The organism is Leeuwenhoekiella sp. W20_SRS_FM14 (assembly GCF_052119605.1).
Lineage (GTDB): Bacteria > Bacteroidota > Bacteroidia > Flavobacteriales > Flavobacteriaceae > Leeuwenhoekiella.
The window spans coordinates 799189-815862 of the sequence record NZ_JBGQOK010000001.1 but is presented as its reverse complement, the minus strand read 5'-3'; the positions used below and the strand labels follow the sequence as shown (position 1 = coordinate 815862).

Here is a 16674-nt window from a genome sequence, read left to right as displayed (position 1 = left end):
TTACAAATACTTACTTTTAAATTTTAAACAACCGCTGTATTTATTATGAAACTTACTTTAAAAAAATACACTTTACCATTAAAACATACTTTCACCATATCAAGAGAATCGCACGACTTTCAAGATAGCTTAATTGCATGTCTTACTCTTAATGGAAAGACAGGCTACGGAGAATCTACTTCAAACCCATATTACAAGATTACCTTTGAAAGTATGCAGGCCGAAATTGAAGCAATTCAGGAGAAGATTGAAGCGTTTGAATTAACTAATCCGATTCATTTTCATCAGTTTTTAGTAGAGGAAGGGTTGAGTAATTTTGCGATTTGCGCCCTCGACCTCGCAGCCCACGATCTTTTCGGGAAATTAAAAGGTAAACCCTTATTTGCACTCTGGAATACCACTGTAGAAAAATATCCCATAAGTAATTACACAATAGGTCTGGATACTATAGATAAGATGGTTTCTAAAATGCAGGAGCAGCCCTGGCCTATCTATAAAATTAAATTAGGCACTGCAGATGATGTTGCTATAGTTAAAGAATTACGTAAACATACCAATGCTATTTTTAGAGTAGATGCAAACTGTGCCTGGGATGCAGAAACCACTATCAAAAATGCAGTTGCATTAAAAGATCTTGGAGTAGAATTTTTAGAACAACCATTAAAAGCAAATGATTGGGAAGGTCTCAAAAATGTAAAACAACACGCGGTTCTACCTATTATAGCAGATGAAAGCTGTATCGTTGAAAGTGATGTAGTAAAATGTGCAGGGAATTTTGACGGAATCAATATAAAGCTTACTAAATGTGGTGGTCTAACACCTGCGTTACGTATGATAGAAGAAGCAAAACAGCTTAATTTAAAAGTTATGGTAGGCTGTATGACCGAATCTACTGTGGGAATTTCAGCAATTGCACAATTGTTACCACAATTAGATTATGTAGATATGGATGGTGCTATGTTACTTAAAGAAGACATTGCTACGGGAGTAAAAATCGAAGAAGGAGGAAAGGTTATCTTTCCGGTAATGGGTGGTAGTGGAATTGAGCTTTTATGAATTTTGTTTTAGATCATAATCCCGGAAGGTCATTTTTATATAAAGGTTCAGAATATCTCTATTTTGGCGGAACTTCGTATTTAGGATTACAAACAAATCCTGAATTTCTCAAAGTGTATGCTGAGCATATTATGCAATACGGAAGCAGCCATGGTGCTTCCCGAAATAGTAATATACAACTCAGTATTTATGAGAAAACCGAAGCTAAACTTGCTAATTTTACTAAAGCGCCTTCTTGTCTTACACTATCCTCCGGGTTTATGGCGGGACAGGTACTACGAGATTATTTTGATAACAGCCGTTATCAATTATTTCATTTTCCCGGTTCACATGCAGCCTTAAGACATCATACCGATTTAAAATATTCGACTAAAGACAAATTTAAATCCGCAATTTTAGATGTGCTTAAGAATAGTAAAGATGTAATACCAGTTGTTTTTTTTGATAGTATTTCATTTAATACAGATCATTATCCTGATTTTGAATATCTCAAAACCTTTCCATTATCTAAGATTATTGTGATCGCAGATGATTCTCACGGCATAGGTGTGGTAGGAAATGGTGGTAGTGGCTCCTTTTCTGCACTAAAAGCCTTGGGCGCAAAAGAGATATTAGTTTGTAGCTCTTTAGCAAAAGCACTAGCAACACCGGCAGGTTTTATCTTAGGAGAATCAAGCAGGCTAGACGATATTAGGTCTCGTTCATTTTTTGCAGGGGCAAGCCCGGCTGCACCTGCTGCACTAGCTACTTTAGGAAGTGTTTTGAAACAAGTAAGCCTTCAGCAAAATAAGCTAAAGGCTACTATTTCTTATTTTTTAAATCAATTGGATACAATTACCCATTTTCAATTTAATAAAGGTCACGCAGGTTTTAACTTTACAGATCTTGAACTGGTTAAATATCTGCAAGCATATAACATTTGTGTAACTGATTTTGAATATGCCGGTGGTGGCGCAAATAGACTTACTCGTATTGTATTAAGTGCACATCATACTTTAAAAGATATCGACAAACTCACACAAGCTATAAATCAGTTTTACAGTTCTTAATCTTTATCCCACCAGACACCGGTATCTATAGACTTTGTAACTTTTTCAATCTCAGCACCATTGCGGGTTTGTTCACTTGCAGGATACTGTGCACGACGGGCCCATTTACCATTAAGATCTGGATTTAAATTTTCGGGTAATGCCAGTCCTGTGAAAACAGCGGGATTAAAATTATAGCGTCGTAAATCAACAAAGGATTCCGGGTTTAAAAAGGTGGCTATAAATTTTTCGCGCATAATTAATTCTAAAGTAAGGTTTGCTGCGCCCACTGCAATAGAGGTATCACTAAGATATGCCGCTTTATTTGCAGTTGATACGCCCACTTTGTCAAGATTAGCTTCAATACCCGTTAAATAGGCTGTATATGCTTCTGCGGTGCTTCCTGTAGAAGTCGCAGTACCTCCATTTTGAAGAAATAACGCTTCAGCCTGTATGAACATTAATTCACTATAACTTCCCATTACTATGGGTGCAGTTTGTGACGAATAGAAATTTTCTGCTCCCAAATCTGCTGTTGCTGAAATAGAAGGTGAAAGTTGATTTTGACCGTTAGTACCGTTAATAGCTCCCAGATATTCGGTTTCGCCTGGACTTAAACTTGCAATTAATGGCAATCTTGGATCTTGAGTAATTACATCATAAGGGAGTTGCGACCCATCCATTAAACTTACCAATTGATCTGAAAGTAAAAGAGTAAGATTTCCGGTATTACGAGGTAAAACAACGCCGGCATTCCAGGGATTAAAATTACGCGTGGTGTACATTAATTGATAATCATCTGCATTTGAAGTGTACGAATTAGAAACATTACTTAAGGCTTCAGCAACAGCCGCAGCCTGATCAACTTCGGTAGTGTGTATGGCATATTTTGCTTTTAAAAAGTAGGCAGTTTTTATCCATTTTGTCAAGTCTCCACCATAAATCAAATCCTGCGAACCCACAGTGGTATCTGCCTGACTTAGCAATGCAATTGCATCATCAAGTAAAATATTTATTTGTATATAAATGTCTTCCTGTGCTTCAAATGCCGGTGTAAAGTCTTGTTCTCCCTGGGTAGCTGTAGAACCGGGAACATCTCCCCATTGGTCTGTTGCAAGCCCCAGATTTGTTGCTTTTAGAACCTTAGCAATACCTTGATAACCGGTAGAGTTTGCATCTAGAGCAAGCTGATTTAGAGTTTCGATATCTGGTAAGGCTTGTAAATAAATATTAGACCAGCCACCTTCTAGCTGTATTTCTTGCTGAATATTTGCTCCCACGGGTGTGTAAGCTGCCAATTGTTGTGAATAGAGACACATACCTGTTGCAATACCATAAAAAGCAGATGAGGTATATTCTATAGAGGTAGGTAACAAATCTGCGGGGCCTAAATTTTCTAGTAACTGTTTATTAGGATCTACATTGTCTCCTAAAAAATCATCACAGCTAAATAATGTTATGCTGCTTAATGCAAGTATATATAGGTTTAAATTTTTCATCATTTTAGAAGTTTAGATTTACTGAAAATAAATAAGAGCGGGAGTTAGGTATATTAAGTCCTGTAAACCCATACGCATTAGTTCCTGCGCTAAATTGAGATCCTTCAGGATCATAACCTCTAAAAGGAGTATCTACCCAAAGGTTTGTTCCGGTTAGGCTAAAGCTTACCTGGTCAAACGGAAGTTGATCTACAATTTTAGATCCCAATTCGTAGGATAACGTCACGTTACGCAACCTCCACCAGGAACCATCTTCAACCAGGATTTCTGAAGCACGGTTGTATACATTAGAACCTCTGTAATAGGTATTCTCAATAAGACCATCTGCAATGGGGATAGTGTTAGGTGAACCATCTGCAAGAACTCCGTCTAAAACAAGACCACCATAGCGTTCTTCAGTTATTTTAAGAATACCATTACGCAGCCCATTACGCTGACCGCTGTCATATAAATCACCTCCTTGCTTGCGTTCTACAAGCATAGACAGGGAAAGGCCTTTATAGGTTATACTTGTGCCTAAACTCGCTAACCAGTCTGGCATTGCATTACCTACTTTTACACGGTCAGACGGTCCTGTAAGAATATTAGGAAGTCCTCTACTGTCTATTATGCGGTTACCATTTGCATCACGCTCCCATACATAGCCGTAAAGGTCACCTACCGCGCCGCCTACTTCTAATTTTGAAATAACACCTGCAAAACCACTGTCTGCAAATACAATCTCGTCTATACCTGTAGGTAGTGATAAAACTTTAGATTCAACGGTTGAAAAGTTAAGTGTAAAATCCCAATTGAAATTTTCTGACTTTACGGCTGTAGCGGTTATAAGTGCTTCTATACCTTTTGTTTCTATTTCTCCTGCATTCAGATAAAATGAACTAAATCCTGATGTTTGCGCTACAGGAACTGCAAGAATTTGGTTTTCACTATTTTGTTTATAAAGTGTAAGATCTATACCAAATCTATTCTTAAAGAATTTAAGTTCGGTACCTATTTCTAAGCCTTTAGTACGTTCAGGTTCGAGATTATTTGAGGCTCCGGTTGTTTCTCTTGAAAAACCATCTATGGTTCCAAACGGAAAGTCTGAAGGTTGATCGTAATATACGCCTATATAGGGAGGCGCATCTTTACCTACTTCGGCATACGAAGCTCTAAATTTGGCATAGCTTAAAAAGCCCGGTAGAGCATCTGCATCCTTAAGTGTTTGTGATAGTAAATAACTTAGACTCACCGAAGGGTAGAAAAAGCTTCGGTTAGATTTAGGTAGGGTAGAAGACCAGTCATTACGAGCAGTTACGTTTAAAAATATACTGTTCTTATAATCCAATCTTAAATCTCCAAAAAGGCCCACAATGCGACGCTCAGAACCTCCTAAATCACTATAGTAATTTGTTGCTTGATCAAAATCATTGAGTTTTCCATTTAAAAGACCTTCTGCACGTTGCGTATTTCGATTAGATTCTATTATTGAAATTTGATTACCTATTAATAAGCTGGTATTAAAGTCTTCACTTATTTGCTTAGTAAAATTTGCATATAAATTTGAAGTAATCTCATTATAATTGATGCCTTCCTTTACAATAAAACCGTTAACAGCAGTGCCGGGATCTAAATCTGATGCCACATAGCGGTATCTTTTGTCGTAATAATTATCTATACCTAATTGATAGGAAAGATTAAACCAGTCTGCAAATTCATAAGCAAGTTTAGTGTTTGCGAGGATTCTGTTTACTTCACTGTCTAGAAAACTGGTTTCTGCAAAATATCTGGGATTATCAACAACTCCTTTTGTAAAATCACGTTCACTGCCATCTGCGTTGAGGTAATCATTTACATCTATTGTAGGAGACCAGTAAGATAAAGAACTCATAATAGACTTATCACCACCATTAGCAAGCTTTCCGCCAGAATTTATATAGGTGATTGAAGGCTGAATGGTAAATTTATCTGTTACGTTGATATTTCCATTAAGTTTGATTGTTTTTCGTTCAAAATCTGTGTTGGGTACAATTCCTGTTTCTTTAGAATAGCCTACTGAAGCGTAAAGCGAAGCGTTTTTGCCACCGGCATTAATTCCAAAGGTATTGTTTGAAACAAATCCTTTTCTGAACAGGTTTCTAAAATTGTCATAGTTTTTATCGCCAGGGCCATACTCAGGACCAAATGTGCGGAAACCACTATTAAATCCATCGGCATACGTAAACCCACCGGGTACGTTATTGTTAACGGTAGAAATTGCAATCTGATTTGAACCTTCACGGTATTTTGTTTGCACAGAAGGGGTTTTACCTACTTCATTAAAACCTACCGTAGATTTAGCACTAAATTTAAGTCCGTTTTGAGATCCGCGTTTAGTTGTAATTACAACGACACCATTTGCTCCCCTAAGCCCGTACAATGCTGTAGCAGCGGGACCTTTAAGAATACTTACACTTTCAATATTCTGAGGGTTTAAATCTGCGCCCCGGTTTGTAAATGAAAATTGTTCTGAACTTGCAGGTGCATTAGAACCCGTGCTTGGCAAGATGTTACCGGTAGGAGCATCATTACTTATAGGAATACCATCTACTATAAAGAGAGGCTGGTTATTACTATTGGGACTTAAAGAAGTGATACCTCGTATAATAATGCTCGATCCTGCACCGGCTCCGCCACTGGTATTTGAGATGTTTACACCGGCCACTTTGCCCTGCATACTTCCTAATACGTCATTATTGCTGTTACGCGTAAGTTCTTCATTATTCAATTCTTGCATGGCATAGCCAATTGCACGTTTTTCTTTTTTAATACCTAATGCAGTTACGACAACTTCATTAAGCTGTTCTGTATCTTCTTGCATTTGTACATTAATAACCAGATTGCTTGCTACTGGTATATTCTGCGTCTGCATACCTAAGTAGGTAAACTTTAAAATCGTGCCTGCTGGGGCATCTATTTTATAATTACCATCAAAGTCTGTTGTAGTTCCTTTATTTGTATTAGAAATTAGTACAGAAACTCCGGGAAAAGGATTACCGTAGCTGTCTGTAACTGTGCCCGTAATGGTCTGGGCCATCAATGGAGAGAAGAGGAATAGCGAGACTATTCCAAGTAAAATATGTTTCATAAGAAATAGAGTTAGTTACTACTAATTTCTTAAAAACATAACGATTATACGTTTTTTGCTAGTTAAAGTTATTAATTATGATAATATAGAATCTAAAATTGGTAATATTCAACTATTGTAAATAATTGAGAATGATGCCTGCTAATTCTTAAAAGGATAGAGGGTTTGATCTTTAAAGTTAGAAGGAAAATGCTCATCTCCTTTAAAACCTATTTCCAGATTTTTTCCGCTTTGCGGAACATATGCAGTACCAAAAAGATAATCCCAGATGCTTAGTGTTAAACCAAAGTTCATCCCGTACCGGTGCTGAGGTGGTAGTTGTTTTGCGTGATGCCAGATGTGCATACGCGGATTATTGAAGATATATCCAAGCTTGCCATAACTCCAGTCTAAATTTGCATGGTTGAGGTGACCTACAAATACTGAAAACATGTGCACAATAAAAAACTGTTCAATACCAAAACCTATCATCGCCAGCGGAATGTATTGTACGCTTTTGTAAACTAATGTTTCCATAAAATGAAAGCGAAACTGTGCTGCAAAACCCATCTCTTTTACACTATGATGTATTTGATGAAACTTCCAGAGCCAGGGTACACGGTGTAGCATACGATGCACATTCCACTGTATAAAATCTGCTAGTATAAACATAATGAGCAATTGTGCCCATACGGGAAGATTATCTACCTCAACAGCCACTAAATTTTCAATATTAAAAATGCCCAGAAAATCATTAAAGAGTTCAACACCTACATTAGATAGCGCATTGTAGCCTATTAAGGAAAACAGAAAAAAATTGAAAAGAATATAAAACGCATCGAGCCAAAATCCTTTTCTAATAATGGGTTGCTTTTTACGCCAGGGTATACTAATCTCTAATGCAAAGACGAGAAGAGATAAACCTATTAGCCAATAGAAATAATTGGTCCATCCTGGGTTTGTTATCTCTTGGATGAGATAATCAAAGTAACCTACAAAAGAATCTTCTATTATTTTAAGGTACTTATTCACGTTAGGGATTATGTGTTTTACAGTTTATTCTGTCGGTATTTTATCGAATTTCTTACGCAGGCTTAATAATATTAGCCTCTAAATAGTTAAAAATTAGGCCTGCACCTATTGCAATACCAAAGCTCAGGAGTGTGCCTATTAAAACATATTCGGTGAGCTGTCTGTTTTTACCTTCTGTGAGATCACCAAAACGAAACACTGATTTTGCTGCAATTAGAAAGCCTATCGCAGACCAGGCATTAAGGAGTATAAAACCAAAAACAAATAAGCGTTCTAACATTCCTATTATTTTACCGGCTCCTGCAAGAGATGTACTTTTTGTTTTGCCGGTTTTTGATTTTGCATTCGGCTCTATGGCGTCTTGCCACGGCTGTAAAAATAAGCGCATTAAAATACCCGTTACAAAAGTCACGAAAAAGCCCAGTGTAAGTAGTAATAAGAGTTTAGGCTGATAAATTAAATCGATGTCAATGTTAAATGGAGCGTAGCAATACACTACAAAACTGATTACAATAAGATGAGCGAGTTGATCTGCAATAAATAGTTTGCTGCCATTCTTTTTTGTCGTGTATTTAATTTTTAGAATGTCTATACCATAATGTGTTATGATAATGCCTAGAATACCCGCAAAATAAGTAGGGTTAAATTGTAATACAACAAGAAGTGCCGCAAGGTGTACAGCAATATGTGCAATTAGATATTTTGATTTATAACCGTTTTTTAATTTATGGTTGACCCACTTTGTGGGCTGTAGTACAAAATCACCAATAATATGCGCGAGAATGAGTTTTATAGCGAGCGTTAACATTAGTATTTTTTTAAAGTTTCTGTGTAATACTGAATGAGTCTGGTAATTTCTGCGTAGCCTGCCCGGTTAAGCGCTTTGCTAATTGCGCTTTGCGCTTTACCTAGTAATTCACTTAATTCGGTTTGATTGAGCTGAGGGTGTTCTAGCTGTGTTTTAATTATAGCTGCAGTCACGGGTGGCCATAAATCCATAGTTAAAGTAGCGAGATTTAACATTAGGTTTATAGTGGTATCAAATTCTGCTTGATCTGACTGTAAAACCAGTGTATTTTTTTTAATGGTATCAAAGGCAGTACCCGAATGTACAAAGGCACTCCCATTTGATTGCGTTACTTTAGATGCATTATAATTTTTATCTCCCAGGCCTATTGCTATACGTACATCAAGTTTAGAAAAAGTCTTAATCGCGGCTTTAATATGTATGGCAGCGGCTAGTGCCTGTTCTGCCTGGAGTTCTAATTGGAAACTGTCTCCTCTAAATAATTCCCATTCCTTAGGCTCTGAACCGTATATATTTAATACACGTATAAGTTCTTGCTGCCAGTCATTGCCAGATTGAGAACTAATAATATCTCCTGTTAATACTGCTTGCATATTGATTATAATAAGTATTCGTAATTAGTATTTAAATATACATTAAAAAGGGTATAAATTTAAATATATACTAAATAGAATATAATATATTTTATACACTATATAGGTTATAAATCATGATATATACTTTAAACAGAATAGTTCCTAAATCAAAAAAATTAAAAACCTACAGCCGTATCATCACCCCGACGGTCTGCGCCACCTTCAAGAGTTCCGTCTGGTAACACAAGTACACCATCTACTTTACCTAAAATAACACTATTTTCTTGCTGAATTTTATATCCTTTTGAACTCAAACTATCTAGCAAAATTTTACCAAAGGCATTTGGCTCAAAGGTAACTACATCTGGTAACCACTGGTGGTGAAAGCGTGGTGCATCTACAGCTTCCTGCATACCCATACCAAAATCGCTAACATTTAAAATGGTTTGTAAAACCGATGTAATAATTGTAGAACCGCCGGGCGTACCCACAGTCATCCACAATTTGCCGTCTTTTTCTACAATAGTGGGTGTCATCGAACTTAACATACGTTTTTGAGGTTCTATTTTATTTGCTTCTGCACCTATAAGGCCAAACATATTAGGAACACCCGGCTTGGCGCTAAAATCATCCATTTCATTATTCAAGAAAAAACCCAATTCATCTACATATAATTTAGATCCGTAGGCACCATTTAGGGTAGTGGTAAGGGCTACCGCATTCCCAAATTGATCAACTAGTGAAAAATGCGTAGTTTCCATAGACTCGTAACCTGCAACTTCCCCATGTTTTATTTCTGAAGAAAGGGTTGCTTTATCAAAACTAAAGTTCTGCATACGCCTATGAGCATAAATTTCACTTGTAAGACTATCAATAGGAATATCATTAAAATCAGGATCTCCCAGATAAAAACTACGATCTGCGTAAGCACGACGTTCTGCTTCGGTTATAAGTTGAATACTATTTAAAGAGTTATGACCGTATTGTTTAAGATTATAAGGCTCAAGCATTTTAAAAATCTGAGCTAATGATATACCACCACTTGAAGGTGGTGGCATTCCTATTAATTTTAAACCTTTATAGGTAGATACGATAGGCTCACGCCATACAGCATTATAATTTTTAAGGTCTTCAAGCGTTATAATACCACCGTGTTTTTGAATAAAGGCTACCAGTTTTTGAGCTGTTTCGCCCTTATAAAATTCATCCTCACCATTTGCAGCAATACGCTTTAAAGTTTCGGCTAAAACCTGATTTTTAATTAGCGTTCCTGCTTTTATTTTAACGGTATCACTTTCGCGGAAGCCAATAGAATACAATGTTTCTTTACCGTTAACCTGATAAAATACAGGAGCATAATTTTTAAAACGTGCTAATTGGTTTTCAGTAATCATATAACCATTTTCAGCTAGTTCAATAACCGGTTTTAAAATATCTGCCATAGGCATAGATCCCAGTTTTTTATGAATGGCAAACATACCGGCCATACCCCCGGGAACACCTACTGCTAATGAACCCTGTCTACTCAGTGAATCTATAGGATTGCCTTCTTGATCCAGGTACATATCGTGTGTGGCTGCGATAGGAGCTTTTTCACGATAATCTATACTGCCCGTCTCGCCATTTGCTTTTCTATACACCATAAAACCACCACCACCTAAGCTTCCTGCAAACGGATAGGCCACATTGAGCGCCATATCTACGGCAATTAACGCATCAAAAGCATTACCACCATTTTTAAGAATTTCTGCACCAATACGAGAAGCTTCTTCCCGGGCAGAAACGACCATAATACTATCTGCAAGTTGACCTCGATTGATTAATCTTGTCTCTGTTTTTTCTGTTTTGCAACTGGTAAGAATTAAAGAACAAAGAAATCCTACAACTAAGGTTTGATTGATTTTTCTAAATGATACGTAGCGTTTAACCATACAAGCAATTATTTTTTTATACTGAATTTTAGGTCGAGTTCTTCCCGTTTTAACTGGCAAAAGTGCCTCAATTCTTCAAAAAAGCGCGTGAATTCGTTCTCAAAATCGTGATAATGTAGTTGTAGATCTTCAACGGCACGGTCCATACCGCTTATGTTACGAGTACGTCTGTTCATATTGTACAAAACTGTGCCTATGCCACTTATTTCAGAATAACTCAGTAACCAGTTATCTGCAATCATGTGAGGTATCATACGCTGAATGCCAGGGGTAAGTAACTCGTAATTCTCATCAAGGCTGTCATAAAATTTTTCTATATATACGGCGAGCGGTTCATCTGAATAAATACGCCAGTTCTTAGCAAGAAAGTGATCGTATAAAATGTCTACAATAACACCACTATAGTGACTGTATTTGCTATGTAAACGCTTAGTGCTTTGCTTTACAATAGGGTGTGAGTCTGTGAAGGTGTCTATACCGCGATGCAGTAAAATTCCTTTTTGCAATTGAGGTAAAAATTCTTTGTACTGTTTTCCTTTTATGCCGTCTGCCATAAAATTACCAAGTGTTACGAGCGTGTCGTCACCAGAAAGATAGATATGCGCTAAATAATTCACAGGCTTAAATTACAAATTATCAACTTAGGGTAGTGGTGTGATTGGCTATATTTGTCCAGAATTAATTCAGTTTAGTTAAAGAATTAATTTTTAAAAATGATTCAATAATTTAGAATGCTAAATAACTATGACCCTAATAAAATCTATATCAGGAATACGCGGAACAATAGGCGGCCAACCGGGAGAAAATTTAACACCAATTGATGCTGTTAAATTTGCTGCTGCTTATGGGACCTATATAAAAAATCAGCGCAATAAAGAAACGCATCGCGTTGTAGTAGGTCGTGATGCTCGTTTAAGTGGGGAGATGTTGCAGCAGCTTGTTATGCAAACTTTAGTAGGTATGGGAATTCACGTAATAGATTTAGATCTTTCTACAACACCTACCGTTGAGATAGCTGTACAATTAGAGCACGCAGATGGTGGTATTATATTAACAGCCTCACACAATCCTAAGCAATGGAACGCGTTAAAACTTTTAGATAGTAATGGAGAGTTTTTAAATGCTGAAGCGGGAGCAGAAATCCTAAAATTATCTGAATCTGTAGATTTACAATTTGCAGAAGTAGATGATCTAGGCGAGATACATAAAAACGATGCTTATATAGATATTCATATAGATGAGGTACTCGATTTAGAGCTTGTAGATGAAGACGCAATTAAGGCAGCAAAGTTTAAGATTGTCGTTGATGGTGTCAACTCTACAGGAGGTATCGCTATACCTATGCTATTAAATCGTTTAGGCGTACACACGGTTAAGTTGTATTGTGATCCCACAGGACATTTTCCGCACAATCCAGAACCTTTAAAAGAGCATTTAGGTGATATCTGTGCATTAGTTAAAGAAGAAGATGCAGATCTTGGTATTGTGGTAGATCCTGATGTTGATCGCCTGGCTTTTATAGATGAGACCGGCGAAATGTTTGGAGAAGAATACACACTTGTAGCCTGTGCAGATTATATTTTAGGCGAAAACCCGGGAGATACCGTATCTAATTTAAGTTCGTCAAGAGCTCTACGTGATGTTACCTTAAAACACGGCGGCAAGTATCACGCTTCGGCAGTAGGTGAAGTTAATGTGGTGACAAAAATGAAAGAAGTAAACGCAGTGATAGGTGGAGAAGGCAATGGTGGAATTATTTACCCAAAATCACATTACGGTCGTGATGCGCTGGTAGGTGTTGCATTATTTTTGACCCATTTAGCTAAAAAGAAGATTAAGGTAAGTGAACTTCGTGCGAGTTACCCATCTTACTTTATGAGTAAGAAGAAGATTGAATTGACTCCGACTCTTGACGTTGATAAAATTTTAGAAACAATCGCGGCTAGCTATAATAATGAAGAAGTAAATACGATAGATGGTGTAAAAATTGATTTTGAAAAACACTGGGTTCACTTAAGAAAGTCAAATACAGAGCCCATAATTCGTATTTATACCGAAGCATTTTCACAAGCTGAGGCAGATCAAGTTGCTGATGCCATGATTGCAGAAATTAAAGAACTAGCAGGTATCTAAAAGTAGTAAACAGTTAGTTGTTAAACCTCGATGGGTGTTTAATAAATATACTGTATACGATTACTCCGCGTGCTTAAAACGTTTATGCGTCCACAAGTAATATTGTGGCGCATTGCGTATTTGAGCTTCTAAGTTAGTTATAAAAGCATCTGTGATAGCATATTCAGGTAGTGATTGTGGGTCTTCAGTAATTACTTTAAAAACTGCTTTATAATGACCTCGTTTTACTTTATCAACAGCGAGGTATAATACCGGCATATTTTCGGCTATTGCTAAACGCTCTATTCCTGTAAAGAAGGGTACATTCTGACCTAAAAAATCTGTGCAATATTGGTTTTTTCGGGTTTTAGGAGATTGATCTGCGATAAAAGCATATGTCGCCATTTTACCTGCACGTTGCTGTTTTTTTATAATAAATGTGGCTTCTTTGTTATTTATCAATTCAGAATTCCACTTTCCTCGTATATCTCGTATAAGTTTATCAAAATACGGATTCTTAATACGTTTATAAATACCATAACCGCTATGGTCAAAGTAAAATTGCAAGGCCGTTAGCCACTCGTAGCTGGCGTAATGCCCCATAACGATAAGAGAACTCCTGCGCTCTTCTGCTAGTTTGTGTATGATATCTAAATCTGGCAGTTCAAATCGTTTCTTTAATTCTTCCGCAGAAATAGAGATTGATTTGATCATCTCAAGAAACATATCACACATATGGCTGTAAAACTCCTTTTCAATCTTTAATAACTCGGCATCAGATTTTTCAGGAAAAGCAGTTTTAAGATTAAATCTCACAGTTTTTTTACGGTAACCTACAAGGTAGTAGACCAGTATGTAGACCAGATCAGAAACTTTATAAAATAACCAAAACGGAAGACGCGATAAAAGCCACAAAAGCGGGTAAACAAGCCAGAATATAAGCCATTGCATGAGCGGTAAATTTTGGGTAAATATAGGTATATTTGAGGCTAAATTAGTGAAAGTATGGGCGATTTGAACTTGGTTACCGTTATTGTTATAGCAGTAAATGTGTTAATCTCAATGAAGGGTTTTAAAGACTATTCATTTTTTGAGAAATACAAATTTAATACCGGAGCCATACGCAGAGGTGAACATGTACGCATTCTTTCTTCGGGCTTTTTGCATGTGACCAATTCGCACTTATTTTTTAATATGCTAACCTTGTATTTTTTTGCTCCTATAGTAATTGGCTTTTTAGGTAATTGGGAATTTATCGTTATTTATCTAGGAAGTCTTGTTTTAGGTAATTTACTTTCCTATTATTTTCACAAAGATGAATATCACTATACAGCTGTAGGAGCGAGTGGTGCAGTTTCTGGGATATTATATTCTGCGATTTTGCTAAACCCAGATATGAGTTTATATATGTTCTTTATTCCTGTGCCTATTCCAGCTTATATCTTTGGTATTGGGTACTTACTGTACTCGATTTATGGAATGCGGGCAAATAATGATAATATAGGTCACGATGCGCATTTTGGTGGGGCAGTAGGGGGTTATGTTATTACTTTGTTAATGGTTCCTATATTGCTTCAGGTTAACACCTTGATGGTAGGACTTTTAGCAATTCCTATCATTATTCTCTTTATTCTCAACAAGACCGGGAAGATATAATGGCACAGGTCTTGCCTATAGTTAAGCAAACAATAAAACAATCTTATATGAAAACTATTTTAATTTTAGCTATTACAGCTATGACTACATTGGCAAACGCTCAACAAATACAACCATCTGTAAGTGTAACAGGCGAAGGTAAAGTAATTGCTGTACCAGACGAGGTTACTATAAGCCTGGGTGTACAAACACAAGGTAAAGTCGCAGAAACTGTAAAATCTGAAAATGATACTTCAGTAGATAAAGTACTGGCTTTTTTAATGAAAATGAATATCCCACAAAACCAGGTACAGACTGAATATGTGAGTTTAAACAAAAATTACGATTACAATACCAAAACATATAATTACAACGCCAGTCAGACTATTTCGGTAAAACTGAAAGATTTATCGCGTTATGACGAGGTAATGTCTGGTCTTGTAGCTTCAGGGATTAACACAATTAATGGTGTTGATTTTGGTTCTTCAAAGATGGAAACTTATGAGGCAGAAGCACGTAAAAAAGCTGTAGCTGATGCCAAGATGAAAGCACAGGAATATGCAGGTGTTCTTAATCAAAAAATAGGTAAAGCTCTTATGATTGCAGAACAAAGTACAAATGCACCACAACCACAGCCTATGTACAAAGCAGCGATGATGTCTGAGTCTATGGATTCTTCTCAGCGAACTTTAGCTCCGGGAGAAATAACCATAACTTCAAAAATTCAAATTTCTTTTGAGCTTTTAAATTAGAAAAAAACTACTATAAAATAAATCTTGAAGGATCTATAAATCACGTTTATAGGTCCTTCTTTTTTTATGCATTACATGCTCGTAATTCTTCCACAATTGCTGTATAGCTTTATTTTCTTCCAGTTCAGGATTAGTTTCTACTTCTGTTATTCCGTTAGCAGAAAATAGATCTTGCATCGCCTGAAAGATTACTGCAGTAAGACCTTTTCCCTGATATTCAGGATCTATACCTATGAGGTAAAAAGCTGCTGTATCGTTTTTAGAACGGGCGCGTAGCATATGAATAAAGCCAAAAGGCCAAAGGCTACCGTTAGCTTTTTTAAGGGCATTACTAAAAGAAGGCATCGTAATGGCAAACGAGATCAATTTACCGTTTGCATCTTCAATACATTTTATATAATTAGGATTTATATACTTAATGTACTTCTCTTTGTAGTGATCTATTTGATATTGCTGAATAGGCACAAAGGTGCTTAACTCGCTATAGGTTTTATTAAGAAGGCCAAACATATCATCTACGTAAGGTATAATCTCTTTTGTATTCTTAAAATGAATCATTTTAAGCTTGTAGCGTTGTTGAACGATACGCGCAAATTTTTCAACTTTTTCCGGAGATTTTTTTGGGATTTGAATTTTAAATTCAACCCATTCTGAAGCTTTTTCAAAATTCAGTTTTTCAAAGTGCTCTTTATAATACGGGTAGTTATACCATGTAATCATGGTATTTAAATACTCAAAACCTTCAATAAGCAATCCGGCTTTTTCCATATTACTAAAACCTACCGGACCTTCAATCCACTTTAAGTTATTGGCAACACCTATTTTTTCAACTTCAGCGATTAATGCTTTTGTAACTTCTAGATCATCTATAACATCAAACCACCCAAAGCGCATTTTGGGTTTTCCCTGCTCATCTATTTCAATACGATTAATGATTGCAGCTATACGTCCTACAGGCTTATCATTTTTATAAGCTAGAAAAAAGCGAGCTTCAGCATTCTTAAAAACAGGATTCGTATTTGAGTCCATACTTTCAAGCTCATCATTAATTAATGGTGGAACCCAGTTACTGTCTTTCTTGTATAGCGAAAATGGGAATTTGACAAACTGCGTCAATTCCTTTTTCGTTTTCATTTCTTTAATCGTAATCATTGTAATTTT

14 protein-coding genes are annotated in these 16674 nt (G+C 36.5%); 5 read left to right on the top strand and 9 right to left on the bottom strand.

All coding sequences use genetic code 11. The annotated features are described in order from the left end of the window. The first annotated feature begins 45 nt into the window (after positions 1 to 45). The gene (locus ACEN25_RS03430; RefSeq protein WP_441801663.1) at positions 46 to 1056 is read left to right on the top strand and encodes a dipeptide epimerase; all 1011 of its coding nucleotides are present in this window, start codon (positions 46 to 48) and stop codon (positions 1054 to 1056) included. Continuing rightward, a complete protein-coding gene (locus ACEN25_RS03425; protein WP_441801662.1) occupies positions 1053 to 2105 on the top strand; it encodes a pyridoxal phosphate-dependent aminotransferase family protein in 1053 nt (350 codons plus the stop codon). Before ACEN25_RS03430 ends, ACEN25_RS03425 begins: the two co-directional genes overlap by 4 nt. Here ACEN25_RS03425 and ACEN25_RS03420 read toward each other — a convergent pair. The 7 genes from ACEN25_RS03420 to ACEN25_RS03390 all read right to left on the bottom strand — a co-directional run bounded on the left by ACEN25_RS03420 (position 2102) and on the right by ACEN25_RS03390 (position 11631). Further along, complete coding sequence (locus tag ACEN25_RS03420) at positions 2102 to 3586, bottom strand: SusD/RagB family nutrient-binding outer membrane lipoprotein (RefSeq protein WP_441801661.1); 1485 nt, start codon at positions 3584 to 3586, stop codon at positions 2102 to 2104. The two genes, ACEN25_RS03425 and ACEN25_RS03420, sit on opposite strands and share 4 nt — an antisense overlap. Position 3587: 1 nt before the next feature. Continuing rightward, on the bottom strand, positions 3588 to 6689 hold the full coding sequence (locus ACEN25_RS03415; RefSeq protein ID WP_441801660.1) for a SusC/RagA family TonB-linked outer membrane protein: 3102 nt from the start codon (positions 6687 to 6689) through the stop codon (positions 3588 to 3590). A gap of 141 nt (positions 6690 to 6830) precedes the next feature. Further along, positions 6831 to 7700 (bottom strand): sterol desaturase family protein, encoded by an 870-nt coding sequence (locus tag ACEN25_RS03410; protein WP_441801659.1) that lies wholly within the window; start codon positions 7698 to 7700, stop codon positions 6831 to 6833. Positions 7701 to 7752: 52 nt separating this feature from the next. Then, the gene (locus ACEN25_RS03405; protein ID WP_441801658.1) at positions 7753 to 8508 is read right to left on the bottom strand and encodes a DUF3307 domain-containing protein; all 756 of its coding nucleotides are present in this window, start codon (positions 8506 to 8508) and stop codon (positions 7753 to 7755) included. Then, on the bottom strand, positions 8508 to 9101 hold the full coding sequence (locus ACEN25_RS03400; RefSeq protein ID WP_441801657.1) for a transcriptional regulator: 594 nt from the start codon (positions 9099 to 9101) through the stop codon (positions 8508 to 8510). The genes ACEN25_RS03405 and ACEN25_RS03400 overlap by 1 nt, the downstream gene beginning before the upstream one ends. A gap of 158 nt (positions 9102 to 9259) precedes the next feature. Continuing rightward, positions 9260 to 11014 (bottom strand): gamma-glutamyltransferase, encoded by a 1755-nt coding sequence (gene ggt, locus ACEN25_RS03395; RefSeq protein ID WP_441801656.1) that lies wholly within the window; start codon positions 11012 to 11014, stop codon positions 9260 to 9262. Positions 11015 to 11022: 8 nt separating this feature from the next. Then, entirely contained in the window at positions 11023 to 11631 is a 609-nt protein-coding gene (locus ACEN25_RS03390; protein ID WP_441801655.1) for an ACP phosphodiesterase, read from the bottom strand. Between the two features lie 127 nt (positions 11632 to 11758). Between ACEN25_RS03390 and glmM the strand changes: the two genes are divergently transcribed. Then, positions 11759 to 13147: a phosphoglucosamine mutase gene (gene glmM / locus ACEN25_RS03385; RefSeq protein ID WP_441801654.1), complete on the top strand. Its 1389-nt coding sequence runs from the start codon at positions 11759 to 11761 to the stop codon at positions 13145 to 13147. A gap of 60 nt (positions 13148 to 13207) precedes the next feature. Here the strand turns inward: glmM and ACEN25_RS03380 are convergent, their stop codons facing one another. Beyond that, positions 13208 to 14077 (bottom strand): lysophospholipid acyltransferase family protein, encoded by an 870-nt coding sequence (locus tag ACEN25_RS03380; RefSeq protein WP_441801653.1) that lies wholly within the window; start codon positions 14075 to 14077, stop codon positions 13208 to 13210. Positions 14078 to 14131: 54 nt separating this feature from the next. On the opposite strand from ACEN25_RS03380, the gene ACEN25_RS03375 reads away from it, so the two are divergent. Next, positions 14132 to 14782: a rhomboid family intramembrane serine protease gene (locus ACEN25_RS03375; protein WP_441801652.1), complete on the top strand. Its 651-nt coding sequence runs from the start codon at positions 14132 to 14134 to the stop codon at positions 14780 to 14782. 47 nt (positions 14783 to 14829) lie between these two features. Next, positions 14830 to 15513, top strand: coding sequence for an SIMPL domain-containing protein (locus tag ACEN25_RS03370; RefSeq protein ID WP_441801651.1), 684 nt, complete (start codon positions 14830 to 14832; stop codon positions 15511 to 15513). A gap of 33 nt (positions 15514 to 15546) precedes the next feature. Here the strand turns inward: ACEN25_RS03370 and ACEN25_RS03365 are convergent, their stop codons facing one another. Continuing rightward, entirely contained in the window at positions 15547 to 16665 is a 1119-nt protein-coding gene (locus ACEN25_RS03365; RefSeq protein ID WP_441801650.1) for a GNAT family N-acetyltransferase, read from the bottom strand. Positions 16666 to 16674 lie beyond the last annotated feature (9 nt).